This window comes from Desulfovibrio sp. (assembly GCF_014803725.1).
In the GTDB taxonomy this organism is placed as follows: Bacteria; Desulfobacterota; Desulfovibrionia; order Desulfovibrionales; family Desulfovibrionaceae; genus Desulfovibrio.
The window spans coordinates 1-24,899 of sequence record NZ_JAAVBE010000025.1; the positions used below are offsets into that span (position 1 = coordinate 1).

General features: G+C 51.9%; 25 protein-coding genes, 3 tRNA genes and 1 other RNA gene. 9 read left to right on the forward strand and 20 right to left on the reverse strand.

The features are described from left to right. Nucleotides 1-280: 280 nt before the first annotated feature. Together HDR50_RS09130 and HDR50_RS09135 are read left to right on the forward strand one after the other, a co-directional pair. Nucleotides 281-538 (forward strand): hypothetical protein, encoded by a 258-nt coding sequence (locus HDR50_RS09130; protein ID WP_291357818.1) that lies wholly within the window; start codon nucleotides 281-283, stop codon nucleotides 536-538. After that, nucleotides 525-848, forward strand: coding sequence for a type II toxin-antitoxin system PemK/MazF family toxin (locus tag HDR50_RS09135; protein WP_291357819.1), 324 nt, complete (start codon nucleotides 525-527; stop codon nucleotides 846-848). The genes HDR50_RS09130 and HDR50_RS09135 overlap by 14 nt, the downstream gene beginning before the upstream one ends. Nucleotides 849-1,180: 332 nt before the next feature. On the opposite strand, the gene HDR50_RS09140 is transcribed toward HDR50_RS09135, so the two are convergent. From HDR50_RS09140 to HDR50_RS09185, 10 genes are all read right to left on the reverse strand, one after another. Continuing rightward, entirely contained in the window at nucleotides 1,181-2,743 is a 1,563-nt protein-coding gene (locus tag HDR50_RS09140) for an RNA-directed DNA polymerase (RefSeq protein WP_291357820.1), read from the reverse strand. A gap of 230 nt (nucleotides 2,744-2,973) precedes the next feature. Next, nucleotides 2,974-4,245 carry a restriction endonuclease subunit S gene (locus tag HDR50_RS09145; RefSeq protein WP_291357821.1) on the reverse strand — a complete coding sequence of 424 codons (1,272 nt, stop codon included), beginning with the start codon at nucleotides 4,243-4,245 and terminating at the stop codon, nucleotides 2,974-2,976. Continuing rightward, entirely contained in the window at nucleotides 4,245-5,663 is a 1,419-nt protein-coding gene (locus HDR50_RS09150) for an N-6 DNA methylase (protein ID WP_291357822.1), read from the reverse strand. Before HDR50_RS09150 ends, HDR50_RS09145 begins: the two co-directional genes overlap by 1 nt. Beyond that, a complete protein-coding gene (gene hsdR, locus HDR50_RS09155; protein WP_291357823.1) occupies nucleotides 5,660-8,929 on the reverse strand; it encodes a type I restriction-modification system endonuclease in 3,270 nt (1,089 codons plus the stop codon). Before hsdR ends, HDR50_RS09150 begins: the two co-directional genes overlap by 4 nt. Before the next feature lie 339 nt (nucleotides 8,930-9,268). After that, entirely contained in the window at nucleotides 9,269-9,574 is a 306-nt protein-coding gene (locus HDR50_RS09160) for a protein MobC (protein WP_291357824.1), read from the reverse strand. Between the two features lie 146 nt (nucleotides 9,575-9,720). Beyond that, nucleotides 9,721-10,929: a MobV family relaxase gene (gene mobV / locus HDR50_RS09165; RefSeq protein ID WP_291357825.1), complete on the reverse strand. Its 1,209-nt coding sequence runs from the start codon at nucleotides 10,927-10,929 to the stop codon at nucleotides 9,721-9,723. Nucleotides 10,930-11,005: 76 nt separating this feature from the next. Then, on the reverse strand, nucleotides 11,006-12,799 hold the full coding sequence (locus HDR50_RS09170) for an AAA family ATPase (RefSeq protein ID WP_291357826.1): 1,794 nt from the start codon (nucleotides 12,797-12,799) through the stop codon (nucleotides 11,006-11,008). Continuing rightward, a complete protein-coding gene (locus tag HDR50_RS09175; RefSeq protein ID WP_291357827.1) occupies nucleotides 12,792-13,001 on the reverse strand; it encodes an AlpA family phage regulatory protein in 210 nt (69 codons plus the stop codon). The genes HDR50_RS09170 and HDR50_RS09175 overlap by 8 nt, the downstream gene beginning before the upstream one ends. A 590-nt stretch (nucleotides 13,002-13,591) precedes the next feature. Then, nucleotides 13,592-14,788: an integrase arm-type DNA-binding domain-containing protein gene (locus HDR50_RS09180; protein ID WP_291357828.1), complete on the reverse strand. Its 1,197-nt coding sequence runs from the start codon at nucleotides 14,786-14,788 to the stop codon at nucleotides 13,592-13,594. A 239-nt stretch (nucleotides 14,789-15,027) separates the two neighbouring features. Next, nucleotides 15,028-15,102 (reverse strand) — tRNA-Glu (locus HDR50_RS09185). Between the two features lie 38 nt (nucleotides 15,103-15,140). Here HDR50_RS09185 and HDR50_RS09190 point away from each other — a divergent pair. The 4 genes from HDR50_RS09190 to HDR50_RS09205 all read left to right on the forward strand — a co-directional run bounded on the left by HDR50_RS09190 (nucleotide 15,141) and on the right by HDR50_RS09205 (nucleotide 17,479). Then, nucleotides 15,141-16,016 carry a site-specific integrase gene (locus HDR50_RS09190; RefSeq protein WP_291357829.1) on the forward strand — a complete coding sequence of 292 codons (876 nt, stop codon included), beginning with the start codon at nucleotides 15,141-15,143 and terminating at the stop codon, nucleotides 16,014-16,016. Nucleotides 16,017-16,094: 78 nt separating this feature from the next. Then, nucleotides 16,095-16,370 (forward strand): type II toxin-antitoxin system RelB/DinJ family antitoxin, encoded by a 276-nt coding sequence (locus HDR50_RS09195; RefSeq protein ID WP_291357830.1) that lies wholly within the window; start codon nucleotides 16,095-16,097, stop codon nucleotides 16,368-16,370. Continuing rightward, nucleotides 16,357-16,644 carry a type II toxin-antitoxin system YafQ family toxin gene (locus tag HDR50_RS09200; protein WP_291357831.1) on the forward strand — a complete coding sequence of 96 codons (288 nt, stop codon included), beginning with the start codon at nucleotides 16,357-16,359 and terminating at the stop codon, nucleotides 16,642-16,644. Before HDR50_RS09195 ends, HDR50_RS09200 begins: the two co-directional genes overlap by 14 nt. 499 nt (nucleotides 16,645-17,143) lie before the next feature. After that, entirely contained in the window at nucleotides 17,144-17,479 is a 336-nt protein-coding gene (locus HDR50_RS09205; protein ID WP_291357832.1) for a conjugal transfer protein TraJ, read from the forward strand. Here the strand turns inward: HDR50_RS09205 and HDR50_RS09210 are convergent. From HDR50_RS09210 to HDR50_RS09255, 10 genes are all read right to left on the reverse strand, one after another. Further along, on the reverse strand, nucleotides 17,476-17,739 hold the full coding sequence (locus tag HDR50_RS09210) for a hypothetical protein (protein WP_291357833.1): 264 nt from the start codon (nucleotides 17,737-17,739) through the stop codon (nucleotides 17,476-17,478). The genes HDR50_RS09205 and HDR50_RS09210 overlap by 4 nt on opposite strands. Nucleotides 17,740-17,785: 46 nt before the next feature. Further along, nucleotides 17,786-18,049, reverse strand: a complete 264-nt coding sequence (locus HDR50_RS09215) for a hypothetical protein (RefSeq protein ID WP_291357834.1) — start codon at nucleotides 18,047-18,049, stop codon at nucleotides 17,786-17,788. Nucleotides 18,050-18,095: 46 nt separating this feature from the next. Continuing rightward, the gene (locus tag HDR50_RS09220) at nucleotides 18,096-18,359 is read right to left on the reverse strand and encodes a hypothetical protein (RefSeq protein ID WP_291357835.1); all 264 of its coding nucleotides are present in this window, start codon (nucleotides 18,357-18,359) and stop codon (nucleotides 18,096-18,098) included. 300 nt (nucleotides 18,360-18,659) lie between these two features. Then, entirely contained in the window at nucleotides 18,660-19,259 is a 600-nt protein-coding gene (locus tag HDR50_RS09225; protein ID WP_291357836.1) for a hypothetical protein, read from the reverse strand. Continuing rightward, a complete protein-coding gene (locus tag HDR50_RS09230) occupies nucleotides 19,252-19,485 on the reverse strand; it encodes a hypothetical protein (protein ID WP_291357837.1) in 234 nt (77 codons plus the stop codon). The genes HDR50_RS09225 and HDR50_RS09230 overlap by 8 nt, the downstream gene beginning before the upstream one ends. A 9-nt stretch (nucleotides 19,486-19,494) precedes the next feature. After that, complete coding sequence (locus tag HDR50_RS09235) at nucleotides 19,495-19,866, reverse strand: TraK family protein (RefSeq protein WP_291357838.1); 372 nt, start codon at nucleotides 19,864-19,866, stop codon at nucleotides 19,495-19,497. After that, the gene (locus HDR50_RS09240) at nucleotides 19,863-20,936 is read right to left on the reverse strand and encodes a helix-turn-helix domain-containing protein (RefSeq protein WP_291357839.1); all 1,074 of its coding nucleotides are present in this window, start codon (nucleotides 20,934-20,936) and stop codon (nucleotides 19,863-19,865) included. Before HDR50_RS09240 ends, HDR50_RS09235 begins: the two co-directional genes overlap by 4 nt. Nucleotides 20,937-21,145: 209 nt before the next feature. After that, nucleotides 21,146-21,231, reverse strand: an RNA gene (locus HDR50_RS09245) — hammerhead ribozyme type II. Nucleotides 21,232-21,437: 206 nt separating this feature from the next. Then, nucleotides 21,438-21,514, reverse strand: a tRNA-Glu gene (locus tag HDR50_RS09250). Between the two features lie 4 nt (nucleotides 21,515-21,518). Next, a tRNA-Gln gene (locus HDR50_RS09255) sits at nucleotides 21,519-21,593 on the reverse strand. Between the two features lie 305 nt (nucleotides 21,594-21,898). Here HDR50_RS09255 and HDR50_RS09260 point away from each other — a divergent pair. From HDR50_RS09260 to HDR50_RS09270, 3 genes are read left to right on the forward strand one after another with little or no spacing between them, the layout of a single operon-like run. Next, nucleotides 21,899-22,957, forward strand: a complete 1,059-nt coding sequence (locus HDR50_RS09260; RefSeq protein ID WP_291357840.1) for a DUF1786 family protein — start codon at nucleotides 21,899-21,901, stop codon at nucleotides 22,955-22,957. 33 nt (nucleotides 22,958-22,990) lie between these two features. Beyond that, entirely contained in the window at nucleotides 22,991-24,289 is a 1,299-nt protein-coding gene (locus HDR50_RS09265; RefSeq protein WP_291357841.1) for a phenylacetate--CoA ligase, read from the forward strand. 3 nt (nucleotides 24,290-24,292) lie between these two features. Continuing rightward, a complete protein-coding gene (locus HDR50_RS09270; protein ID WP_291357842.1) occupies nucleotides 24,293-24,895 on the forward strand; it encodes a DUF456 domain-containing protein in 603 nt (200 codons plus the stop codon). The last annotated feature ends 4 nt before the right edge of the window (nucleotides 24,896-24,899 follow it).

Sequence of the window (24,899 nt, forward strand, 5' to 3'; positions counted from 1 at the left end):
CCTCGGCCTGGCGCAAAATCCCGATGATCTGCTCTTCGCTGAATCGACTCCGTTTCATGCAGTGCTCCTATGCCAGGAACACTAACTTTTCAATGGACCTGTTTTTGGGGGAGGGGTCACCCAGCCAAGCCTGGTTTTTCAAGTCTGCATAATAATTCGTGCGTTGGCCGATGGCTTCGGTGGCCGGAAACTTTCAGACCATGCCATGTTTCCGAGCCTGGCGTGTGAGCTTGACAACTCCCCTTGCTATCAATATTGATATTGAAACTGGAGGAAGACTATGCAGATGCTTTTTCATATCCCCGATGCGTTGGCCGCCCGATTCAGGCAGGCTGTGCCCCCCAGGCAGCGGAGCGCCTTTGTGGCAAAACTGATGGAGGAGGCCCTCCCCGAAGATGACGATCCGCTCTATCAGGTGGCGCTCGCTGTAGAGCAGGATTCAGCCTTGAATGCCGAAATGCGGGAGTGGCGTGAGGGCCTGATAGCTGATGGCATTCGCGGCACGGACTATACGGAGGGCAAGGATGCGGCGCGGTGAAGTCTGGTGGGTCAATTTTGACCCGTCTCAGGGCAGGGAGATCCAGAAATGCCGCCCGGCTGTCATCCTCACTGTCAACGCCCTGAACAGGGCGAGAGGCACGGTCGTGGTGGTGCCACTCTCCACGTCGGCAACGCCCCGGCCTCCCATAGTCATCCCACTGCCTTCTGCGGGAATAACCTCCGTGGCAGTCTGCGACCAGCTTTGTGCGGCGGATAAAAAACGGTTCGGAAAGAAGATTGGCGAGCTTTCCGATGCAGACCTGACGCTGCTGGTGGAGTCCATGAAGGTCATATTGGGGCTGAGGTAAGTATTTTTACCGCTGCGCTAATGTGATGTGAGATTGTAGAGCCCGTCAATACTATTAAATTTATTTGGGTAAAATGGGTTGAAAATAATGCCCATACGATCCCATCTTGGTTGACAGCCGCCCGGAAAGCGTAAGGCTGCCTATGAACTTTGGCAAGGTGGGCATGAATATACTTGTCTATAAGGGCTATCAACGACGTTTTGAGTACGACCCAGATACTAAATTTTCATGGCGTGGTATTGAACATTAATGGGATCATCGCCTTTCAGGGCTGTTCTATTGATGAACTGCAGCATGCACTTGTGGATCGCTCCTTGTAGCTTATAAAAAAATTATATTTTTTTATACGGTGCTGAAAAGATATCTATTTCATCATCAGATATGGATTTATTCATATTATTAATTATTTTTTTATGAATAAATTTCTCTTTTCTAATCTTATCCCTGAAGGCCCTCGGGCTATCGGAAAGCCACTCATTATTCCATAGGTCTATATCAATATTTTGCCGATTGCGTTTGCAGTTATATACAAAGTCAAAAATCTTTCCAGAAAAATCTTCTTTGTATTTATAGGGGATACTAATACGCTGTATAAATAAGGCTACCAGTTCACTATGAGGTACGGACGCGAACCTATTTTTTATATTTCCGATGATTGCTTTTGCTCTAGTCACAGGAAGATATTCAAGGATGGTACTAATAATTTGTAAGCAGTTAATTGATATAACGGGATTTTTTAACGCAAGTGTGATACAAATACCGATTATTGCATTAATTGTATATTCTTTTTTGATGAGCGGGTATTTTCCTTGGTTAATATTTTCCCGTAATTCATTATTTATTTGCACAAGATACTTTGCCATTTGCCTACTATTTTGAAATAATTGTTGGAAATTTGATATATTTATAAGCTTTTTATAAATATCACCATTTTTATATGAAAGCTCATTTTCAATGGCATAAATTTTATCTTTCTTGATTACCCCCATGATAATATTATCATAAAAATTAGTTTTTGAAGTATTTAATTTTAAATTAAGCGTTAACAAAACCTTTGATAATTCTTTAATAATCAATTCTCCATCGAATTGTGAATGAACAAATATTTTATAATCATCTCTATATCTTAATATTTTGTACGGTGCCTTTAATTGTTTATTTTTTTTGAGGCAAAGATAAAGAAGGCAATCTGCATATGCAAGAATCAATTCAGCTATCAAATTCATTACCATGGAACCTTGGGGAATCCCATTTGTCTGTCCATGTTGCATATTTTGAATTTTTTTATCGATCTTATTACCAAGTAAGTTTGTATCCATCCTATTGTCTTTTGCATATTTCTTTCCATGCATCGCCCAAGAAATACTATGCGTATAAATTGAAGGATAGCAATCTGAAATATCCGATGTGACAAGAATTGGAAAATTCTGTGCATATCCTAAGGCGCCTTGTTCTGTAGTCTCCCACCATTCTAAAATTTGTTTAGCACTATTTTTTTTACTTGTATTCCTTTCAACAACAGGCATACTAGTGCATAAAATATTCCCCTTGCTAAAATTATGCAATTTATTAAATCTGTTTTTTATAGTCTCCCAGTTTCTTTGATCAGTAATACAAGCGATTAAATCGATATATAGAACTGGATGAATTATTTGTAATTTTCTCCAAGCGTAATTCCCATCCTTATTGGTATAAATATTAAAATCAACATCATCCTTATCTTTTGCCTTATCAATTTTAATGTCATCTTTATAGATTTCATATAACTTATATATATTATTTAGCATTTTCGTAAAATGAAAATACTTAGGCAGTTCTCCTGAAAAATAGCTATCTGTTTTAATAAAAAACGTTTTTGCATCTTTATTATTTAAAGTGAGAATATTTTTTGCCATGATAGTTCCTCACTCGAAATTGTGCCTGCGAACAATAGTCTCTCGATCTTGCTATTTCTTTAAAAGTAACTAAGAAAATATTCTAGTAATTCTTCAAATGGAACATAATCCCCAAGTTTTAACTTGAAAAATATTTGTGACAATCCTAAAAATTTGCTATATAATAAGGTTTATTCTGTGGCATATGCTCATCCGCTCTCAACTGCGATTTTCAGTTATTTGATAAGCTATTACGCGTAGTGGCAAACCGTTGTCAAGCCTCCCCGAAATGCCCTTGCCAAGATGGACTTTTTCATCAGTTCAATTTGCTCAAGCACGTATTCTGCAGCCTCTTCGATTCGTTGTTCCTTGGCGAGGAGTACATCGAGGATTCGGACGATTTCTCGCTGTTCTGGGAGCGAGGGGAGAGAAATGGGGTATTCCTTAATAATTGTTTGAGAAATGTTGGGTTGTGCTCCACCTTTTCCAAGACTAATAAAGTTATTTTTTTCTGATATCAGATAATTAAATAAAAATTTATTATATGTATTTTGCCTTACGATGCCACAGGCACAGGCTTGATTCGTCGCAGCGTCAATCCCAAGGATGGCACATTGCCCAATAGTTGCACCGTACATCGCAATAATGACGGTTTCCTTTGGAAATATTTTTGCGCTAGAATTTTTTATTGCATCCTTTGTAATGTGTTCTTCCGTTTCATATAAGTAGTCGTTATTGAGTTCGCCAGTCTTGACCCAAGCGATGTTACCTGCGTAGTATTCGGGCTGCTTCCTTGAGGGCGTACCGCCTGAACCCCATTTGGCTACGTCGTTAAGAGTGAGGTTTTGCCACTCCTCCCTTTTATGCCCGTGCTCAGACCTCCATATCTTTGTTAGTTCCCCCGAAAACGCCTTGTGCAGGATGGCAACCTTGCGGGTTTCAAAGCCGTCAAGCACGGCCTCGGCTTGTTCCTTGGCTTCGTCCAGCTTGGCAAAGAGGGATTCGATACGTACAATTATATTCTCCTGAATATTCAGAGGGGGTACGGGAATCATAAAATTTTTAAAAAGAGGAAAATGCCTTCTATAACCAAGATGAGGCATTTCAATATTTCTTAGCGCATAATATAAAAATTTATGTATTATTGTTTTTTTTGCATAGAGAACTTTTACACCATCAGCTCCTTGTACAAATGGAAAATCAATAAATTTTAAGCATCGAGTATGGTCACCAAATATAACCACTGGCAGGGGGCCAGAGTATAACAAATCTTTATTTTCGGTATATCCACCTATAACCTCTTTACCTTGATCTATCACTGGATACGTTCCAGTCGAAATGTATTCTTTCTGGGGTAGCTTTTTCTTACTATCGGTATGATTGGAAAACGACGAAAGCAACCTCACCCACTTCCACCCCTTTGGAAGCTGGTACGGCTGTTCCTCCACTGGAATCTCGGGCACTTCCTGCGGGTCAAGCAGGGCATCTTGCTTCTTGACGGCATTCTTGCGCGTGCGGCCCATCAGTCAGCCTCCCGGCGGGTAAGGCTTTCCAATTCCCGCACCACGCTTTTCATGAGGTTCACGGCTTCTTCAAGCCGGGCGATGCACTCCTCGCCGCTTTCTATGGGGTCGGGGAGGTCGTCATACTCCATGAGGGAATCGTCACGGATGAGGCCGAGGTCGAGGCTGTCGGCCTTGGCCTGTATTTCCTCGCGGGTGAAGATGCTCCACCGCTCGTCCTGTACGGCCCGGCGATCCTCGGCTTCAAAGGCGGTTTCAAAGCCCTTGAAATGCTCCTGCTTGAGCGGGGTGGTCTTGCCGAACGAGGGCATGTTGGTGCGCAGGTCGTAGAACCATACCTCCTTGGTGTTACCCTTGTCAGTTTGGCCGCGCGTAAAAAACAGCACATTGGTCTTGACGCCCTGAGCGTAGAAAATGCCCGTGGGCAGGCGCAAAACTGTGTGCAGGTCGCACTTGTCCATGAGATCGGCGCGGATGCGCGCGCCGTCGCCATCGGCAAAGAGCACGTTATCGGGAAGCACCACTGCCGCACGACCGCCGCGTTTGAGGCTGCGGTAGATATGCTGGAGGAAGTTCAACTGCTTGTTACTGGTAGTGAAGGCAAAGTCGTCCCGCGTGGCGCGTTCGCCGCCCTTCTTGGTGCCAAAGGGCGGATTGGTAAGTACGAGGTCATAGCCCTTGAGTTCCTTGCCGGCGCTGGAAAGAGCGTCGGCCAGCAGGATGTCGCCTTCAATGCCATGCAACATGGCGTTCATCAGGGCCAGGCGGTGCGTATCATGCACCAGCTCGCAGCCGGTGAAGGCTTTCTGCTTCTGGAAGGCCGCCTGGTCTTCGTCCAGGTCAAAATAGTCGTCGTTCTGGTCTTTCACATATCTGTCGGCGGCAATCATGAAGCCGAAAGTGCCGCAGGCCGGGTCGTTGCAGAGTTCACCCGCCTGGGGCTTCATGAGGCGCACCATGACGTCGATAAGCACGCGAGGCGTGAAATACTGGCCAGCGCCGGATTTCTTCTCATTGGCGTTCTTTTCCAGCAGACCTTCGTACAGATTGCCTAGGCCTTCTTCCTGCGCGGAATACCAGTCCAGGGCATTGATGCTGGAAATGATTTTTTCGAGGTTCTTGGGCTCCTCGATGTTGGACACCGCGCCCTGATAGATTTCCCGCACGCGCCCGGTTCCGCTCTTGCCCAGTTCCTCCAGAACCTGCTTGTAAACGTGCTTCAGCTCGATGCCGCTTTTTCCGGCCAGGGCATCCCAGCGGCAGCTTTCGGGGATAGCGGCATCCGTGCCTGTTTCCTTGGCCATTTTCAGAAACAGAATATAGGTCAGCTCGGTCACATACTGATGATAGGTGATGCCGTCATCCCGCAGGACATTGCAGAGGCTCCAGAGCTTGGCGACAATTTCCTGCGTGGTCATGCGGCAAGGCCCCCATCGTCATACAGATAGTCGTTCAATTCGGTCACGATACTTTCCAACTGATTGCGGAAAAGCCGGTTCAGCGCGGCGAAACCGCCCTTATCCCGAAAGATGACACTTTCGTCAAAGGTTTTCACCGAAAGCACGGATTCGTTAAGCAGATATTTTTCCATGCGGTCGATCCATTTTTCCTCGGCCTTGGTAAAGCTGTGCGCCTGTTTTAAGCGGGCGACGGCGCGGCGGATGCGCTCCTCATGGTCAAGCAGTTCGGCATTGATGCCGTAACGGCGGATAAGGCCAATGATGTCGGCGGTAATATCCTTGTTGCTCATCTGCGAAAGGGCGGAATTGAGCTGGCGGGTGGTAAAGCCTTCGCGCCCCAGGGCCAGGCGCAGGCTCTTGAGGCTCGCGCGGCTGAGGTCGGCCGGGCGTGTGCAGATGATGTTCAGGGCGGCAATGGCGTCGCGCTGTTCCCGGATGAAACGGGCAAAGGATTCCAGGTAGTCGTCGGGGCGGAGATTGTCCTTGCCGTAGCCTCGCGTATGGCTGGTGAGTTCGTCCGGCGTGTCGGAAAGAACGACCGGGTGCGGGCGACTGATTGCCTCCCCNTGGATGAGGGAAAACAGGTCGCGCTTGGAAAGCAGGAGCGCCTTCGCCTCCTGCGCGGGCAGATCCTGCACNCGCTCCACNAAGTCATCGGGAGTGCCCCCGGTCATGTCGGCGAAGTGCTGCNGGAGTTCNTCNGTCAAGGTGCGCTTGCGCCGTTGCAGCTTGGCAAGAATCTGGTTGATTTGATTCAGCACCTTGGGCNGTTCATCCAACTGCTCAAGGCCGTCCAGAAGCTGGGCGAAGGTGACGCCCGGGTCGCGCACCACGGGGAGCATGTTGGTGAACGGCTCAAGGACGGAGTAAAGGTTCACGGCATCATAAACTTCGAAATGGTCTTTTTTGATGTCNGGGCAGAGACGCGTGGCGCGCCCGATCATCTGGTCGTACAGGATGCGGGACTTGACACGGCGCATAAAGACAAGNCGGGTGATNTCCGGCACGTCGATGCCGGTNGTGAGCAAATCCACCGTCACGGCGATGCTGGGGAAACTTTCATTCTTGAAGCGGCGGATGGCCGCATCAATGTTCTTGCGATTGCCGATGCTGCCGGTGATTTTCATGATGGCATCCGTGTCCACCAGCTCCTCGGCATAAATCTCCTTGAGGATGCGGACAATCATATCCGCATGCTGATCGTTGACCGCATAAATGAGCGTTTTGCCAGAGGAAGCATCCTCCGGGTCAATGTCTTTGGCTATTTCTCGCAAAATTTCGCGGTTGAAATTNTCGTTGACCACNGTTTTGTTGAAGTCATCCACATCAAAATCGAGTTCATCGTCCAGNAGTTCGCTGTTGACGACCTCGCCGGTCAGNGGGTCNTAAATGGCGACGGTATCNCCGGGTTTGTAGTGGATNCCCTGCTCGCTGAGGATGGTGCTGAGCTGGTGCGGCGGGTCCTGATCCACCAAATAGCCGTCGAGGACCGCCTCGCGGTAGGAGTAGCGGAANACNGGCTTCCCGAAAATCTCCGTGGTCTGAAGCGCGGGCGTGGCNGTAAGGGCGATCTTNACCGCCTGNAAATAGTCNATGACTTCGCGGTACTTGCTTTGGTAGTCGCGCTGNTCGCGGTACAANTGCTCGTCATCGCCCATTTCGCGGTCAAGGATNTANCCCCGGTGCGCTTCNTCNACAATAACNAGGTCATAATCCGTGACCGANGGCATNGNNGCGTCGCCNTCATTATAGAGGATGCGCTTGACCATGCCCTGNACNGTGGCCACATGGACGCGAGTCTCGCGCTCGATTTCTTTGTCCGCGAGTCCNCTGATGCTGTAAATATCATTCAGGGACTGCAANTCCTCAAGNTTCACGTCCTGNAANACNTCAAGAGCCTGGGTNCCCAAGGCGTTGCGATCCACNAGAAAAAGNATGCGCCGGAANCGNCCGCTTTTTAAAAAGCGGTACATCATGCCCAGAACCGTGCGCGTTTTTCCCGTACCCGTTGCCATGGCCANAAGGACTTTCTGCTGGCCGTCTTTTATGGCCTGCTCTGCCGCATCGATGGCGCGGAGCTGGTAGTCGCGCAAATTGAGGCCATTTTTATCGGTGAGNAAGTCGGTGGACATGCTCTCAAGCCGTTGGGTGGCTCCGTCAATATCGCGGCCGAGCANTTCTTCCAGCCCGNCGGGGCTCATCCAGCCGTGGAGNGCCTGGGGCGCGTTGGCAGCGTTCCGCACATCCTGAAACCAGATGCCGGATTTTTCCTCATATTGCCTGAGATACGGTCTNCCNTTGGCGGCGAAAAGAAAGGGCACACGGAAGCCGCGCCATTCGCCTATNCAGTGGGAATGGTGTTCTTTGCGGATATGGCGCGCGTATTCCTTACACTGGTTNTCNAGGACGGCNGGGATGTCCTTGTGGGCGGCCTTGGCCTCTATGATNCCGACGAGCCGNGTGCCCACGAAAAGGGNATAGTCGGCAAANCCCCTGTTGCCCACTGAGGAATCNGTGGGCCATTCGGCNATGGCNANNTTNCGCCCNGCTTGCGGCCGGGTGCCGAGAGAATGGCGCANGGTTTCGGAATCCGCCTCCCAACCCACTTTACGGAGTTGNTCGTCTATGAGGTAGCGGGTTTCNGCNTCAGAGATGTGGCGCTTGCCCGCGGCAANGTAGGCGCGTTTGCGGCGNANGTCCNGGGGCANNGCNGATTCCTGCGCAGCCCGTGAAACAGCCTGATCCGCCAAGGCNTTTTCCTGTGGTGTGGCCTCTTTTNAAGGTGTCGCAGGGGGTGCGGAGNGTTCCGATTCCTCTGGGGCGACAAATGCTTGCCGNTGGAAGGATTCGTCGGCATAGGTCTGGAAAAACCATCCGCACAGGCTATGCGCGATTTGCAAAAGAGCCAGNGTCTTCNCTTCNGGCAGCTTAAGCCCCTCATGCGCCGCCTTGTTCCGAGCCTTGCGTATCAGGTGGAAGGCAGCCGCGACATCNGNGGGAAGCACCTCACGGCGNTGGAGGATGTTAATCCGTTCCACAGCATCGCATTGCATCGGCTCAGTGATNTCGTCCAGNGCGAACATGACCCGTATCATGCCCTCGCAGAGCAACCCGGCCTTCATGATGCAGGATTGNGGGTCNGAACNCAGATAGCGNTCGGCCAANNTNCCGAGTTCCGCCANNTCNGGGAATTTTTCGTGGAGAAACGAAAAGTTGGACGCCATGCTCTGTCTCCNGAGAGCGAATATCACTAGTCCGTAAGCTATCTCCCCGGCCTANTTGCCGAACACGCTTCAGCAGTCCGGGAACCNTGCCCCGACAAATCTTGAGGCTGTCCGAGAAAATATGCCCTTGGATTCTATACTTTGCCCGGCCAAAATGCAAAATCATGCGATTCACTTGGTTGAGTTGTGGTACAACTCACGGTTTCACCAATGTGACTTCGGCGCGGNCGGTTATTTGGTCGATGGCCAGCTTCNCGGTTTTGACCATGNGCAAAGTTGGCAGGAAAAAGGCCGGAAATTTCCCGGCCTTTTTGATTCACCNCGGACTGGCTGCCCGCATTACTCGTGCGTTGGGGCTGCCGCCGNAGGGGNNCGCTTTTGNGTTTTTCTGGAGTCCTTCAGGCGTCTGGCTTCCGCAAGATACCTGGAGAGTGTCGGCGGGCTGACTTCTATGCCTTTCTCAGCCAGCTTGGCAGAGATCTCTGATAGATCGAATCCACGCTTCTTCATGCGTTCCAGGCTTCGGGCCAGTGCGAAAATCGTCTGCTTGACGGTGAGTTCCCTGTTCTCGGATAGGGTGAAGGCAGGGCGGAGTTTGTCCAGTTCTTGTCGGATGCTTTTGACTTGTTCTGCGGTGATTGCCATTTTTTCTTCTCCTTGGTTGAGCGGCGTATGCCGCGATTTCCGCCTTTGGTTTTAAGCGCTCAAGCGGCACGCTTGCCCACGGCTTCACGCCAGTGAAGTATAGTGGGCTATATCTTGTTGCTGCGCCAAGATTCCTCATAGCTGCCTCAGCGCATCCTCATGCCACGGGACTGCTTTTGTCTTTCGGCCACTTGCCGGACTTGCCGTTCCTGCTCGGCACGCGCACGGGCCTCCAATGCCTTTTCCTCCATGCGCTGAAGCTGAAACCCCTGAAAGCGAAGGTGGTTGCCGGAGACCAGGATAAAATCCTGCATGTCCTTCATTTCTGAGGCAGCCTTTTCCTTGGCTTGCGCCATGTGCGTCTGGAGTTTTTTGTTTTCCGCTTCCAGAGCCGCAATCATGGATTTCGCCACCCGCACGGCTTCCAGCGCCTTGTCGCGCTCCTGCAACAGAGTCTGCGCCTGCCGGGCCCGTATGTCCCGTTGCCTGGCCACTTCCTCCTTGTCGGCAAGGGCCTGCTGATAGGCCGCCAGTTTTTCCTGGGCATGGGCGAGGACATCTTTGTAATTGAAGAAATTAGCCGCTGGTAATTGCGGGCCATTTTTCAAGGATTCCTCTGCATCCGTGATACGCTTCCTCCAGATTTCATTCTCCTCAAAGAGTGCGCGCCGCTCGTTCTGGGCGCGGTTCACCTCTTCCTGAAGGCCAAAAAGAATCGCCTCCAGTCGCGCGGCATCCCGCCGCATGGATGCCAGCATTTCCTGCTGCTGTTTAAACTCCCTGGTATCCAGATGCTTCTTGGCCGAGCCCTTTTGCTGCTCCACGCCACGCTCAATGAGGAAGCCACATTTTTGCAGACGTATGGGCAGTTCATCCTGCAACTTCTTGAGCGCGGCCTTGGTGTAAATGTCCTTGGCGCACAAGCGGCCATCCTTCGTGATGGGCACATGGAGGAAGTGCATGTGCGGGGTTTTCTCATCCATGTGAACCATTGCCGAGATGACATTTTCCTTGCCGACAAACTCCGTGAGATACGCGGCTGCCTCCTCGAAAAAGCGTTTGGTTTCGGCGGCGTTGAGCTTATCAAAAAACTCCCTGTCAGAGCTGACGACAAGGCCGCACATATGCACCGCATCCTTCCGCACGGCCTTGACCATGAGCAGGTCGTCGATGCGGTTCTGGATAGCCTGGGCGTAATTTTCCGAAGTGGCTTCATGGAGATCGTAATTCTGGGCGCTCCGGGCATAGTCGATATCCGGGTTTGAGTGGCTCTCACGTTCGCGCCGATTATGCGACTGGATGCCGCGAATAGCGTCCTTTTTGAACTTGTTCATGTGCAGGACGAGCAAGGACATACGTGGATTTCCTTCTGCTATAAGATACAGGTGTACCGCTGTACCGGCGCTTAAGCAGCGGTACAGCGGTACACCATCAACCGGCCTTTTTTGCACAGGCTTCTAGGCGCTTTTTCAGGCGCTGAATCGCTCCCTTTGACTTGCCCATTTCCTCGGCACAGTCCCGGATGCTGTAGCCGTATTCCAGGAGTCTTTTCAGCTCATCCAGCTCCACGTCCTCGATTTCCCGGACTTGCCAGTGCAGGGCGCTTCCCTCGGTAATCAGGTTAGCCTCAAACGGCTTGGCGTCATCTCCGAGAATGCCTCTCGCCTTGGTGAGATGAACCTCAAATCTCGCGCCCTCAGCCATCGCATACTCCTTGGGCCTGCGGAGGCTGATGACCGTATCCATAATGTCCTCCTTGGCGCTTGTGCCGCGCTGGTCGCCGGACTTGCCCGCGTGGTGAACAAGGAGAACCGTTATCCCCCGCCGCCTGAGATCCAGAAGCCATGCCTGCATGGCCTGCCAGGATTGCGATTCATTTTCCTTTCCCGTGCGGCAGAGCGTGGCGATATTGTCCAGGACAATCATGTCCACGCCTTTCAGCAGCGGTTCGATCATGGATTGGCCGTTGGGAGTGGACAAATCGGGCATGGCGCAGGGCTGCAAGTCAGGCGTGATGAGCGAAAGGTTCTTTAGTGCCTGCGGCGGAATGGCCATGCCGCCCACGAGGGATGACAAACGGCTCTGCATGGATGTGGCCGGCATTTCCCCATCCACATAGAGCGTTTTCTTCGGGAGAGGCGCACGCCAGTTGAATACCGCCCCACCGGAGGCGACCGCCACGGCCACGCTCAGCGCCGCAAAGGTTTTGCCGACGCCTCGCGGAGCATACAGGATGCCTATCCCTTGAACCGGCAGGATGGGCGATAGAAGATACCCTCGGTCGGGTATCTTCATGGACAGGAACTCGCTCATGTCGAGAGCCACCAGACCTTGGCGCTTGATGAGGGCCGCTTCCAGTTGGGAGCGGACGGCTTCAATCCCTTCGCTCTGGTGAAGATCATTGAAATCTGTGCCAGAGCCTGTAGTGAAGGTAGGTATCACAAGCGTGAGGTTTGTGGCTCTCGCGGCCTCCTCGCCCTTCTTGCGTCCGGCTTCATCAGCATCCCCGCAAATGAGAATTGCTCGGTCGGGGAATCGCTCTTTTACCAGCCTGGCGATTGTCGAAAGGTTATGCGCGGAAAATGCCACATCCACCGCCCAGCCGGTGGCCATATGGATGCTCGCGCCTGTGGCCAAGCCTTCGCAAATGGCGATGGGTTTTCCCTGCGAACCAGGGATGGTAAACCGTCCGCCCTGTACTTTGCCGCCTACGAGGAAGCGCTTTGTGCCATCTGGATAGATGCGTTGCAGGCTTTGCAGTCGGCTTGCAGCATCCAAAACCGGGATAAGCAGTGCGCCATTCTGGGATTGCCGGATGCCTGGGAGTTGCGTGATACCCTTGCGAAGCAGGTACGGGTGGCCGCTATCACAGGCACGCGCTGCTTCCCATTCCTGCTTGGCCCGATGTGCAGCTTCCGCGTGGCGTTTGGCGCATTCTTCTTCGCGCTGACGACGTAGGGATTGCTGGCGTTGCTGCCACGCAGAAAGCTCTGCCGGAGAAAGCGTGGGTTTTTCTTCGGCGCAGAACGTGCCCTGGTCACCGGTTTCCCAGTTGCACCACCCGAGCGTGGCCGGAGTATCCAGATGCGCGATGTACGCGCCGTTTCGCTTGTGTGGCCTGTTTTCTGTGGGGCAGCGGTGTAGCTCACCGTCCGCAAGGATTTCCTCCGGGACTAACCCATGCTGAACAAGAACTTCTCGGAAAGTTTGCATCAGGTCATTCATGGTGCACCTCCGACTGTCCGGCGTTCTCAATGAATGCCCTGATGTCTTCGGCGCGCCAGACGGTAGTGCGCGGGCCGAGCTTGAGCGGCTTGGGATAGCGCCCGGTCGCGCAGCCTTTCCACCACGCGCTCTTACTGATGGGAAAGAATTCCAGAATCTGATGGAGCCTGAGAAAACCTGTGGCGGGTATTTGCGTTGCCATAACCCTTCCTCCGTTCAAAAATGGTTTACGGAGGGTTATAGTCCGTATTTGTGTAATTTATCCATATATTTCAACTTGTAACCAAGATGTCCCGAGATGTACCCAGATGCAGTTCAGGAGACTCAAGTGACCATAAATACTTATGTAAATTTAGGCCGGGTTGACGGCCACACGGTCTTAATTTTTTTGGAAAAAATTTTTAAGTTGAAAAATATATTCTATTGCGACCTGCGTATATATAATAAAACTAGTAGATTACATGCCAAAGAAATGGGCCCGAATAGAGATTTATTTATCGAAAAAAATTTGTTTTTTGACATTTTGTAACCAAAGCTCTGCCAAATATAAAATTATTCTATTATTACTCATAGTTAAGAATAAAGACAAAAGACATTCAGATGTAAACGGATTTAGTAGTTGGTATAACATATGGGAATAATTTTCTAAAATTAATCTCCTTGACGGCCAGTTGGCCGCTGCCCTCCTCCCCACTAGGTTTTGAGAAATGGAGTCTGCAATTCACAAAAAAACAGGGCATCCCCGACAGAACGGAATACCCTGTTGCGAGCTTATACTGTTTATGAATAGTATTATTTGCCCCAAGATTTATCCCGCAGGCTATCCAAAAAATCGCTCCATTCCTGCATCATCCTTTTCCGCTCTGGAAGATACTCGGCATAGTTATAGGCAGCGCGGACGCCATTACTGTCTCCATGCGCAAGCTGACGTTCAATCCAGTCGCGGTTATAGCAGAGTTCATTGAGCAGGGTTGAAGCAATAGAGCGAAAGCCGTGAACGCTCATTTCATGCTTCTGATAGCCCATGCGCCGGAGGGCGTTGAGCATGGTCGCATCCGAGATGGGCCGTGTTTCCGTCCGCGTGGATGGAAAGAGGTATTGGCCTTCCCCCGAAAACTTTTTCAATTCTTTCAAGATGGTGAGAGCCTGGCGGGACAAGGGAACGATATGAGTGCGCCGCATCTTCATACGCTCGGCAGGGATGCGCCATTCGGCTGCGTCCAGATCGAACTCCTGCCAGGTGGCGCAGCGCAATTCGGTCGGACGCACAAAAAGCATTGGAGCCAGTTTCAGGGCGCAAACAAGCGGGTAATAGCCAGCATACTCGTCTATGGCCATGAGGAGATGGGCCACTTTTTCTTTTCCCAGGACAGCGGCGCGGTGAACAACCTTGCGAGGCCTCAATGCGCCATGCAGATCCGCCGCGATATTGTGCTTGATTTTGCCCATGGCGATGGCGAAGCGAAATACCTGGCCAATAATTTGAAGCACCCTACGCGCGGTTTCGTGATTTCCTTTGCCTTCGATGCTCTTGACGAGCGCGAGAATCTCCGGCGCTTCAAGGCTGGCAATGTGTTTTTTCCCGATGATGGGTAGAATGTAGGTATTTAAGCGATACAGGGCTGTTCCCTGATGTTTTTCCGAAAATCCGGCAAGGCGTGTCCGATGCCAGTCCAAGGCGATATTTTCAAAACTGTCGCGTTCAGCCGTGACCTGTTCCTGCTTGGCGGCTTTTTTCTGTGCCGATGGGTCGATTCCCTTGGCGAGCAACCCTTTAGCCTCATCGCGCCGCCCTCGCGCGTCTTTCAGGGAAACAGCCGGATAATCGCCAAAACTGAGCAGCTTTGACTTGCCCTCGAATCGGTAGGCCAGCCGCCAGAGCTTGCTGCCGGTCGGGGGCACATAGAGGAAGAGCCCGCCTCCATCAAAATACTTCCTTGGCTTCGCTTCCGGTTTCAGGCTGCGGATGTGGGTATCGGTCAAGGGCATCTTGGCTACCTCCACGTTAATGGACGATATGATACCCACATGGACAAAAACATTGCTATTTTAGCAAGTTGACTGTGTGGGTATCGCAAATCAGCATAGCACAGCGATGCCCACAAATATACCCACAAAAAGTGTGGATGCAACTGGACTTAGGTACACTTCGGGAAACACAACTGGAGAGAAAAAATAAAGAATGCCAAGGCCTTTTACACCTTGGCATCCATATTTATACCTAAATTTGGCGTCCCCAAGGGGATTTGAACCCCTGTTGACGGCGTGAAAGGCCGTTAGTCACTCTAATATCCTGATTTTATTTCCGTTTTTTCCACCCTCCTCACGAGGGGGATTTTTGATGGTTTTAGCGGAAGCATTCGACCTTTATTGCCAGCTTGTGCTTGCTTCCCATTCACAGAGGGAAATTAAGTCAGAGCTTGGCCGATGGCAACTCCATATTGCCCCAGTGTTGGCCGAAACACCGCTCCATTCAATCAGAAACATGCAAATCTTGCAACTCCAAAAAACGCTTGAAGCCAAAAAATTGAGCCCGCAATCTGTTTATCATTGCCTGTCACTGGTGCGCCGGGTTTTGAGAAGAGCCCAAGAATGGGAATTATATGAAGGGCCTGTACCAAAATTCAGGATGCCAAGGTTTGATAATCGCCGTATGCGCTTTCTATCGGCAGAGGAGGCAAAAAGACTCCTGGCTGAGTTGAAAAAAGAATCCGACCTTTGGTTTGACATCACTCTATTCACACTCCAAACAGGATTACGCGCAGGAGAAATATATAATTTACGTTCCTTCGATATTGACTCAAAGAATAAATATCTAAAAATATACGATTCCAAAAATAGGACAACGCGCATTGTCTATCTTAACAAGACAGCATCAAAAATCATTAAAAAATATAAGAGTAAGAAAAAAGAAGGACTTCCGCTTTTTCAGGAAAATGGAAGGCTTCCGCAGAGTACATATCGAATATTCAGCAATGCAGTGAAGAAATGCGGATTCAATGCCGGTATAACCGACCGTAGGGAAATGGTTTGTTTTCACACTATCCGCCATACATTCGCCTCATGGCTGATACAGGGGGGAACTCCTCTTGCGATGGTCGGAAAATTATTAGGCCATAAGACCATAAAAATGACCATGCGCTATGCCCATCTAGCCCCGGAACAGGAAGTCCAGGCCGTTTCTTCGCTGCCTTTATCGGACTTTCGCATGGGGTAATCCTTTCCAATGGCGGCGAGCTGAGAGGGCATTTGACCTGTGGCCTCATTGTAGCTACATTTAGCGGCGAGGTGGAAAATGAGTACAGCACAGGCAAATAATTCGGTTGTTCGTGCGCGTATTGATACGGCCACGAAAGAAAGAGCCGCCAACGCATTGGCAGAAATGGGAATTTCAATTTCTGACGCCATCCGGCTACTGCTGGTGCGCGTAGCGGATGAACGCCGGCTCCCCTTCGAGGTAAAGGCGCCCAATGCAACGACCCGTGGAGCAATCGCTGAACTTGAAGCCGGAAAGGGGCATAAATTCAATTCCGTAGCTGATATGATGGCGGCTCTTGATGCGGAGCATTGAGCTTTCCACGGCCTTCAAGCGGGATTACAAACGCGCCAAGGCGAACCCGCGCTACGCCCAGGACGTGCGGAGCCTTTTTGAGAGCGTGGTCTTGCTGCTGGCCAACGATGAACCCTTGCCGGACACCTGTCGGGATCACGCGCTGATAGGCGACTGGAAGGGGTATCGGGAGTGTCATTTAAAGCCGGATTTATTGCTGATTTACAAGACAGAGGAGCCGGACATCCTGAAAATTGCCCGGCTTGGTTCACATTCTGAGCTTTTTAGCCGTTGAGCGCCGCGCTTAGTAGCGTTGGCTAAGGCCCACAGCCTCCTGAGCCCGCCACCAGCTCCACCAATCCGCGCCAGATGATTCACTGGTCATCTTGGCGTTAAAAATCGCTTAGACGGGCCAATACACCCTCAATTACCCATTGGGGCATTCCCTTCAAGTGGAGCGGCCAGAAGCATTCTTTTTGGAGTGACGATTCCCTAAACTTTCCGAAATCTTCCGAAACTTTCCGAATAGTTCCAAAATATAATCAGAAAGTAGCATCATTTTACAACAATTCTCATATTTTTCCATAAACTCACAAATTTTACCATATACGCGATAAAAAATCTGTGAGATACTATTTAAAGCAAAAGGCAGGACAGGTAAACCATTGGCGGTTTACTCAGTCCTGCCCCTCAAACGCCGGGGGGGCTTGCTTATTCGCCTACGGCTCAACGCTAAAAAGTGGACATCTAGGTCAGTCCATAATATGCAGTCCTATCAGCTAAGGAGAACTGACATGGGTAGACCTAGCCTGCCTCCAGACCAGAGGAGAAGCCGAGAGATGTGGCTCCGCGTAACCGAATCGGAAAAGGAGGCCATCAAGGAGTCAGCCGAAAGGGCCGGGCTATCGTTTTCCGAGTTCGCACGGCGGGCAGCTCTGGGGCGTCAGATACCCAGCATGGAGGACAGGAAAGCCCGCCTGGAACTCATGAAGGTAAACGGAGACCTTGGCCGGATGGAGGGACTGTTAAAGCAAGCCCAGGCTATTTGCTGCAAAGAGCAGATAGCCCGGATGCTCAAAAATTTGGAGGAAACGCGCGAACTAATAAAAACTAAGATTCAAAATATCTAGCGTTCAAGCCATTCCATTCCATAATGGTCAACGGCTTCGGAGAGATTGCAATTCTGGGCAATCATGGACTCAATCCCAATCATTTCTTTTAATATTTTTGCCGACCGCCAATCTAAGGGCGCTTCATGAAGAACTTCTGTTGCTTCTTCTTCTTTTCCTTCCTCCAGCAATGCAAAAGCACGCCTAAAAATATTCATTTTTTCTTCATGCGTGTACCGCTTCAAATTCGGCTCTCTGCGACCCTTTTCTTCTTCTGGCATGGTATCCCTCTTTTGTGCGTCAAATGTGCTTAGACCGTGAATATTGCTAGCGTTCAAGCCATTGTTTCCCATAATGGTCTATCGCCGCTGAAAGGTTTGTCCCAGAATTAATCAAGGTTTCAATACCAACCATTTCTTTTATTAACTGAGCTGATTTCCAGTGAAGAGGAATTTCTTTAATTACTTCATCAGCTTCATCTATACGCCCCTCGTCAAAAAGTTTCCCAACACGCAAAAGTAATTCATCAATTTCTTCCTCTGTACAACGCTTCAAATTCGGCTCTCTGCGAATCTTTTCTACTTCTTGCATGGTGTCCCTCTTTTGTGCGTCAACTGTGCTTAGACCGTGGATATTGCTAGCGTTCCAGCCATTCCAACCCAAAATGGTCAACGGCTTCGGAGAGATTGATATTATGGGCAATCATCCCATCAATTCCCATTGTTTTTTTGAGGATTTTACAAGCCTTCCAGTCCAATGGAACCTCGCCAATGAGCGCATCAGCTTCAGCTTTCTTACCTTCCTCCAGTAAAGCAACCGCACGCAAAATCGTATCCATTTTTTCTTCGTCTGTGTACCGCTTCAAATTCGGCTCTTTACGGGCAGCGCCAGTTTCCATCACGGATTCCCCTTTAGGCAGAAGTCGAAATCGCCGGAATTTTATTCTCTGGGCAAGGCGCTGTCCACCCACTCGGCCAAGTAAGACTACATGGACGCCAGCAAAGAGAATCCGCGCAGGAGGTGATGAGCCGGTGAGGCATCATGCTCCACCCAAGCCGCAGCCCGTAGCACGAATGAGCAATGCCCCCAGCTGAGATCACCAGGTTGGCCCACATGATAACCAGCTGAGATTCAAAGAAGTGATTATTTTTGCAGTAACACGATTTTTTGAAAAACCGAGAATAGCCAAATGGCCAGAATTTTAGTTGGATTTTTTATGGCGTTTTAATTCTTCTAATTTTCTCATTATTTGAACTATCTTTAGTCCTGCTTCTGTAGTTTCTTCATTGATATTATATAATCCTAATCCTGCAAGATAGGACAAATCATGTTTATCTATTTTCATAAGATTATCTTTAGAACAATTTGTATTATCACCATCCTTAAAAATTACTACATCGTTATCGCTCAGTGGTATAGTATCGCCAAAATATTTTATAAATAGGTATCTCGCCTTAGATATAAATTTTCCATCTTTATTTATATAATCTCCACTAAGTATCTTTATCTTGTATCGAATTTTACTAAATGATATATCGCATGAGAACTTTTTATTAAATTCTTGTAAAAGCCTTTTAGGCGTATAGTTTTTATAGTTGTTAGCTATAAATGAATCCATTTCTTTTGTAAATTTTGTATTTTTTAATATTCTATATTTTTGGCATATATATTTTATCTTTTCTTCAGTGCAGTTCACATTAAAATAGTTATTGAATAATTCTGTTAGCTCAGATATTCGGCGCCCTTCAAAATGTTGTATAATAAATCCAACCATTTCTGGTGTATATCTTATTCTACTCATCAAGCAAACCTGGCATTATCTTTGAACCAGAAAGAGTATTATCCGCAGCTATTCTGGCTTTTAATACTAAATTTCCGCAAGATATTATTTCCCTTGCTACTGTAGTAACAGCCATAGCACGCTTTATTTCTGTATCTAAATTTTCTCCAGTTAAACTTTCATCACTCAATCGTTCCAGCTCTGCGAATAAATGGTCATTCAAGTTACCAAGTTTATTCTTTGCCATGACAGTCCCTTAGATATTTGTGTTATATGGCTGTCCTTTTTCTCTCTTGCCAAAAGGCTTTGCAGCTTTTTGCTGTTCCTCTGACCGCTTTGGTTCTTCAGTCCTTGGCGTGGACTCTTTCGCTTTTTTTTCCAAATCCTGATTTTCCCTTTCGGAAACAGGAACATATTTTTTCTTTGTTGACCGTTTTTTGGTGTATTTCTGCTCAAATCTCTGGTCTATAAATTCGCAAAATCTGCAATAGCTCATGGTTATATCTCCTCTTTCTTTGAAAGTGCGATATATATCCGATTTCGGATACCCTGCGAGGATTAACTTTTCCGTTTCCTCTTGCACTTTGATAAATTGAATGCGAGCAGCACCCCATTTCCATTTTCTCATGCTAACGCCACCTCTCTTTGCCAGTTACGGAGAAAATCAAGAACGCCCATTCCGGGATTGCTTGGCACATCCTGAGCCCGTGGTGCTTTGCCTTGAACATGGAGTAAATGCCAAAGGCCCCACGCCGGGCCAGAATTTCCGCACTCCGAGAAACACGACAGGAAGGCATCGAAAACAGGGCGCAGCCTTGCCGACTCTGCTCTTTGATGAGCCGAGCGTTCTTCTTCATCTGCCTGTAGGCGGCTACAGAGCCTTAGGCGGCGTTCCTGTGAGATTTTTTCTTCTGGAGTGACCTGAACAGCGGCATCGAGGTTTTCATCGAGCCACCTACGGCCTTTGAGCCAGTTCACGCACTGGGGAATATAACGCCCGTGCTCCTTGAGCCATTGGCCGCACACCTTGAATTTTTCCAGAACGCTTATCAGGCTGGAGAGAACCGGGATATTCCCTTGCCGGTGGAGCTTGAACCAGACAGATCGCGCCAGCTCCTTCGCTTCTTTGCGCGGATAGGCGGCCCAAAATTTTTCAAATTCCTGATTCACGAAAAAATAATTCCCACCCCCACCACGTTTCTTCACGTCCCCTGCATGGTCACTTTTGCCCAAGGGCTTAGGGGGGTAAGGGGGGTTTATAGGTTTTAAATTCTTACAATTAAAATTGTAGCCAGAATTTGCCTTGCTACTTTGGCCAGAATTTGGCTTGTAACCGTGGCCAGAATTTGGCTCATTCGGGGCAGATTCTCCTTGCCCGTGGCTATCCGCCCCCTGAATGGAATCAGATGCCCAGGAAGGTCTTAAAAAATAGTATCTGCTTGAACTAAAGCCACACTTTTCCGCATGGATAAGGCCAACAATTTTAAGCTCATTCAAATAATTCTTGATGGAAGAAACGCTACAGCAGATAAAATTTGCGAGTGTCGGATGTGAGACTTTGCAATAATCCTTTTCCCCGGCGAAATGAATCAGAGCATTATAAAGTATCTTTGCCCCTGGACTCAATTTGCACGAATTCAGAATTTGAATGGGCATGATAGGGCCGCGAATGTGCCCTTTTGGCGTGAAGGTGTCCATGTTCGCTACCTCGAACAGGCACGGAAAAAAGCGTAAAAAAGAGTCCGCGGAGCTTGACGCCGCTATGCCCTTGGGGCTAAGGTCAATCCGCAACATATTTGCGGACTACCTTCCGCAGATAGCCCTCATAGCGGTAACTGTGAGGGCTTTTTTTCCGGCCTATGCTATTTTCTCAAATACGCTCCTTGAAAAACGCGCTTTGAGCATTTGAGCGGCTGGCTCATCAGGCCGTGGAAACCGACACCACGACGACGCAGGCACTGGACGACAAAAGCGCCAGTGCCGCGTTTCGCCTTCGGTTGGGTATGTTGCGCGGAAGAGGTGGAGAAATTGAAAAACTGGCTTAACAGCCGGGAGGATCGGGAAGGGACGGAATAAAAAAATGCCCCAAACCGTGAAGCGTTAAAGCCGCACGGCTTGGGGCGGAGGGTTGGGCTAGCCTGAGAAATAAAAAAACGCCGAATCCCTTCAGAATGAAGGTTTTCAGCGTTAATCTCTAGGTGGCGTCCCCAAGGGGATTTGAACCCCTGTTGACGGCGTGAAAGGCCGTTGTCCTGGGCCGACTAGACGATGGGGACATGATGGCTGGGTTGCAAGGACTCGAACCTTGATTAGCGGAGCCAGAATCCGCCGTCCTGCCAATTGAACGACAACCCAGTGCTTGCGAGGTTGGACTCTAGGCCCAGGGGCACAGAATGTCAAGCAGATTTTCTTAATCCGGCGGATATCCACGCCGCCCCACACAAACAGTCGCAAGGGCCTCACCGAGGGCGGGCGTGCAGGTGTGTGGTGGGGGTGCCGCGGTCACATGACCTCCCCCTTCGCGCAAGTTGCCCTGCTCCTTCCGCATGCCCCCTCCTCACCCTCCTCCCACGAGACTTCGTGCCCGTGCTTGCGCTGATGCACGATTTCCGGGTATCACAGTCCCGCGGCGGACTTCCGCGCAGGAGCAGACAGCGGCAATGAACGAACAGGTGCGCCATTTTTTGCGCGAGGCCGGGCCCGTGCTTTGCCTCGATATTGGCAGCGGCACGCAAAAGGCCCTGCTCGCCCGCGCCGGGCAGGAATGCGCCAACTGGCCCCGGTGGCTCCTGCCCTCCCCAGCGCGGCTGGTGGCCCAGCGCATCCGCGAGCTGACCATGCTCCGCTGCGGCGTCTGGCTCTCCGGCGGCATCATGGGCAACGGCTTCCTTGACGCACTTCGCGCGCACCTCGGCGCCGGGCTGCCCACGGCAGCCACCGCTGCGGCCTCCCGCGCCATTGACGAAGACCCGGAGGCCGTCCGCGCCCTTGGCGTCAGCATTTCCGAAACCTGCCCCGCCGATTGCGTGCCTGTCCATCTTGAGGATTTTTCGCCCGAATTCTGGCAGGGCCTGCTCCGCCTCTCCGCCCTCCCACAGCCGCACCTCATCCTCGCGGCCACGCAGGATGACGCCAGCCACGCCGGCGCGCCGTGCGACACCCGCATGACGGACTGGACCGTGCTGCTCACCGACGACGCCGACCCTACCCGCTGGATTTACGCCCAAGCGCCCGCCACGCTGCGCCGCCTGCACGCGCTCCAGCAAAAGACCGGCGGCCCCGTTGCTGACACGGCCACCTGCGCCATTCTCGGGGCGCTCTGCGACGAGAGTGTGCTTGAGCGCAGCTTCCGCGAGGGCATCACCATTGTCAGCGTCGGCAACGAGCACACCATCGCCGCGCTCGTTTATCAGGGCCGCGTCTGTGGGCTCTACGAGCACCATACCGACGGCCGCGAGCTGCCACTCCTGCTGGAAGACCTGCACCAGCTCCGGCTTCGCTGGCTCCCCCCCGAGAACGTGCACGCCAGCGGCGGACACGGCACGGCCTTTGGCGCCCACTGCGAGGCGGCGGGCAGTTTTGCGCCCACCTACCTTTTGGGGGCGCGCCGCAGCCTGCTCGCCGGGCACGGGCGCGACATCGCTCCCCACGGCGACATGCCGCATGCCGGCTGCTTCGGAATCCTCCACGGTTGGGCGCAGTCGCGCCCCCACTCCTGACGCGGCTTGCCGCCCACCTTTAAAGGACGACCGATGGACGTTTTTGACCCTGCCGAACTCTGGACACGGGATCACATCTCCGCCACCCAGCTGACGCGCCTGCGAAGCACCATCGCCCGGGCGCGGCGCTGCGATTTCTACCGCCGGCGCCTGGACGAGGCCGGCATCGACGCGGGGACCATCCACAGCCTTGACGACCTTGCACGCATCCCCTTCACCACCAAGGACGACCTGCGCGCCCAGTATCCCACAGGCCTTCTGTGCGTGCCGCAAAGCGAGATCGTGCGCATGCACTGCTCCAGCGGCACCACGGGCTCGCCGGTGGCCATCTGCCACACGCAGAACGACATCAATTCCTGGGCCGACCTCATGGCCCGCTGCATGTATATGGTGGGCGTGCGCCGCGAGGATGTGTTCCAGAACATGTCGGGCTACGGCCTGTTCACGGGCGGCCTTGGCATCCATTTCGGCGCCGAGCGGCTCGGCTGCATGACCATCCCGGCGGGCGCGGGCAATTCCCGCCGGCAGATCAAGCTCGCCAAGGATTTCCGCACCACGGTGGCGCACATCCTGCCCTCCTACGCGCTCATCCTCGGCGAGCACTTGCGCAGCATGGGCGAAGACCCGCGTGACTTCCCCCTGCGCATCGCGCTCGTGGGCGCGGAGCCTTATACCGAAGAATTCCGCCGCCGCATCGAGGACCTCTTCGCCATGAAGGCCTACAATTCCTACGGCCTTTCGGAGATGAACGGCCCGGGCGTGGGCTTCGAGTGCCTGGCGCAGGACGGCCTCCACATCTGGGAGGACGCCTACATCCCCGAAATCGTCGACCCGGCCACGGGCAAGCCCGTCCCGGACGGCGAGGTGGGCGAGCTCGTGATGACGAGCCTCTGCCGCGAGGGCATGCCCATCCTGCGCTACCGCACGCGCGACCTTACCCGCTTCCTCCCCGGGAGCTGCTCCTGCGGGCGGCGCCACCGCCGCATGGACCGCATCCTCGGCCGTGCGGACGACATGTTCATCGTCAAGGGCGTCAACATCTACCCCATGCAGATCGAGGAGGTCATCATGACCTTCCCCGAAGTGGGGCAGAGCTACCTTATCCTGCTGGAAAACAACGGCTTCGGCGACGTGATGCGCGTGCAGGTGGAGATCCGCGACGAGTACTTCGTGGAGGACATGCGCGTGCTCCACAACCTGCAAAAGGTCATCGCCCAGCGCCTGCGCGACGAGATACTGGTCACGCCCAGCGTGGAGCTCGTGGAGAGCAACAGCCTGCCGCGCACCGAGGGCAAGGCGGTGCGCGTGCGCGACCTGCGCGAAAAGAAATAGGCCATGGAGTTCTTCCCCTTTGCGCCGCTTTTGGCGGGGGCCTTCCTTGTGCTCCTGTGCCTGGTGCTTTTTCTCAATATCTTCGGGCTGCCGGCCAACTGGATCATCCTCGGCCTCGTGGCCCTGTGGAAGCTCGTCATGCCGGCGCAAGCGGGGCTCGACGCCTGGTTCTGGGCGGGCATGGTGGCCTTCGCCCTGCTGGGCGAGGCGCTGGAACTGGGCGTGCAGGTGCTCAAGGCGCGGCACTATGGCTCCAGTTCTTCCGGCACCTTCGCGGGCATGGTGGGCGCCTTCGTGGGCGCCATCCTGTTGGCGCCGCTCTTCTGGGGGCTTGGCGCGCTGCTGGGCGCCCTCGCCGGGGCGTGGCTCGGCTGCTACGCCATGGAGATCGCCCGGGGGCGCCCCTCGGGCGAGGCCATGAACGCGGCCATGGGCGCCATGATGGGCCGCTTTTTGGGCACAGTCTGCAAATGCGGCACCGGCGCGGCCATGATCGCCCTCACCGCGCACCACATCTGGCCCGAGGCCATGGAGCTGGCCCCCGCCGGTGAAGCGCCGGCGGAAGTGGTGCACCTTTTCCTGCATGCCGCGGCGGCCTGCTGCTGAGGCC

Excerpts from the sequence above, each read along its gene's own strand:
- HDR50_RS09215 (WP_291357834.1), bottom strand. The coding sequence starts at position 18,049 with ATGCAAGAAGTAGAAAAGATTCGCAGAGAGCCGAATTTGAAGCGTTGT.
- HDR50_RS09170 (WP_291357826.1), bottom strand. The coding sequence starts at position 12,799 with ATGAATGACCTGATGCAAACTTTCCGAGAAGTTCTTGTTCAGCATGGG.
- HDR50_RS09265 (WP_291357841.1), top strand. The coding sequence starts at position 22,991 with ATGGACGTTTTTGACCCTGCCGAACTCTGGACACGGGATCACATCTCC.
- HDR50_RS09205 (WP_291357832.1), top strand. The coding sequence starts at position 17,144 with ATGGGTAGACCTAGCCTGCCTCCAGACCAGAGGAGAAGCCGAGAGATG.
- HDR50_RS09130 (WP_291357818.1), top strand. The coding sequence starts at position 281 with ATGCAGATGCTTTTTCATATCCCCGATGCGTTGGCCGCCCGATTCAGG.
- HDR50_RS09180 (WP_291357828.1), bottom strand. The coding sequence starts at position 14,788 with ATGCCCTTGACCGATACCCACATCCGCAGCCTGAAACCGGAAGCGAAG.
- HDR50_RS09260 (WP_291357840.1), top strand. The coding sequence starts at position 21,899 with ATGAACGAACAGGTGCGCCATTTTTTGCGCGAGGCCGGGCCCGTGCTT.
- HDR50_RS09175 (WP_291357827.1), bottom strand. The coding sequence starts at position 13,001 with ATGGCAACGCAAATACCCGCCACAGGTTTTCTCAGGCTCCATCAGATT.
- HDR50_RS09200 (WP_291357831.1), top strand. The coding sequence starts at position 16,357 with ATGCGGAGCATTGAGCTTTCCACGGCCTTCAAGCGGGATTACAAACGC.
- HDR50_RS09225 (WP_291357836.1), bottom strand. The coding sequence starts at position 19,259 with ATGAGTAGAATAAGATATACACCAGAAATGGTTGGATTTATTATACAA.
- HDR50_RS09150 (WP_291357822.1), bottom strand. The coding sequence starts at position 5,663 with ATGACCACGCAGGAAATTGTCGCCAAGCTCTGGAGCCTCTGCAATGTC.
- HDR50_RS09235 (WP_291357838.1), bottom strand. The coding sequence starts at position 19,866 with ATGAGAAAATGGAAATGGGGTGCTGCTCGCATTCAATTTATCAAAGTG.
- HDR50_RS09195 (WP_291357830.1), top strand. The coding sequence starts at position 16,095 with ATGAGTACAGCACAGGCAAATAATTCGGTTGTTCGTGCGCGTATTGAT.
- HDR50_RS09135 (WP_291357819.1), top strand. The coding sequence starts at position 525 with ATGCGGCGCGGTGAAGTCTGGTGGGTCAATTTTGACCCGTCTCAGGGC.
- HDR50_RS09270 (WP_291357842.1), top strand. The coding sequence starts at position 24,293 with ATGGAGTTCTTCCCCTTTGCGCCGCTTTTGGCGGGGGCCTTCCTTGTG.
- HDR50_RS09140 (WP_291357820.1), bottom strand. The coding sequence starts at position 2,743 with ATGGCAAAAAATATTCTCACTTTAAATAATAAAGATGCAAAAACGTTT.
- HDR50_RS09210 (WP_291357833.1), bottom strand. The coding sequence starts at position 17,739 with ATGCCAGAAGAAGAAAAGGGTCGCAGAGAGCCGAATTTGAAGCGGTAC.
- mobV (WP_291357825.1), bottom strand. The coding sequence starts at position 10,929 with ATGTCCTTGCTCGTCCTGCACATGAACAAGTTCAAAAAGGACGCTATT.
- HDR50_RS09240 (WP_291357839.1), bottom strand. The coding sequence starts at position 20,936 with ATGGACACCTTCACGCCAAAAGGGCACATTCGCGGCCCTATCATGCCC.
- HDR50_RS09230 (WP_291357837.1), bottom strand. The coding sequence starts at position 19,485 with ATGGCAAAGAATAAACTTGGTAACTTGAATGACCATTTATTCGCAGAG.
- HDR50_RS09145 (WP_291357821.1), bottom strand. The coding sequence starts at position 4,245 with ATGGGCCGCACGCGCAAGAATGCCGTCAAGAAGCAAGATGCCCTGCTT.
- HDR50_RS09190 (WP_291357829.1), top strand. The coding sequence starts at position 15,141 with ATGGTTTTAGCGGAAGCATTCGACCTTTATTGCCAGCTTGTGCTTGCT.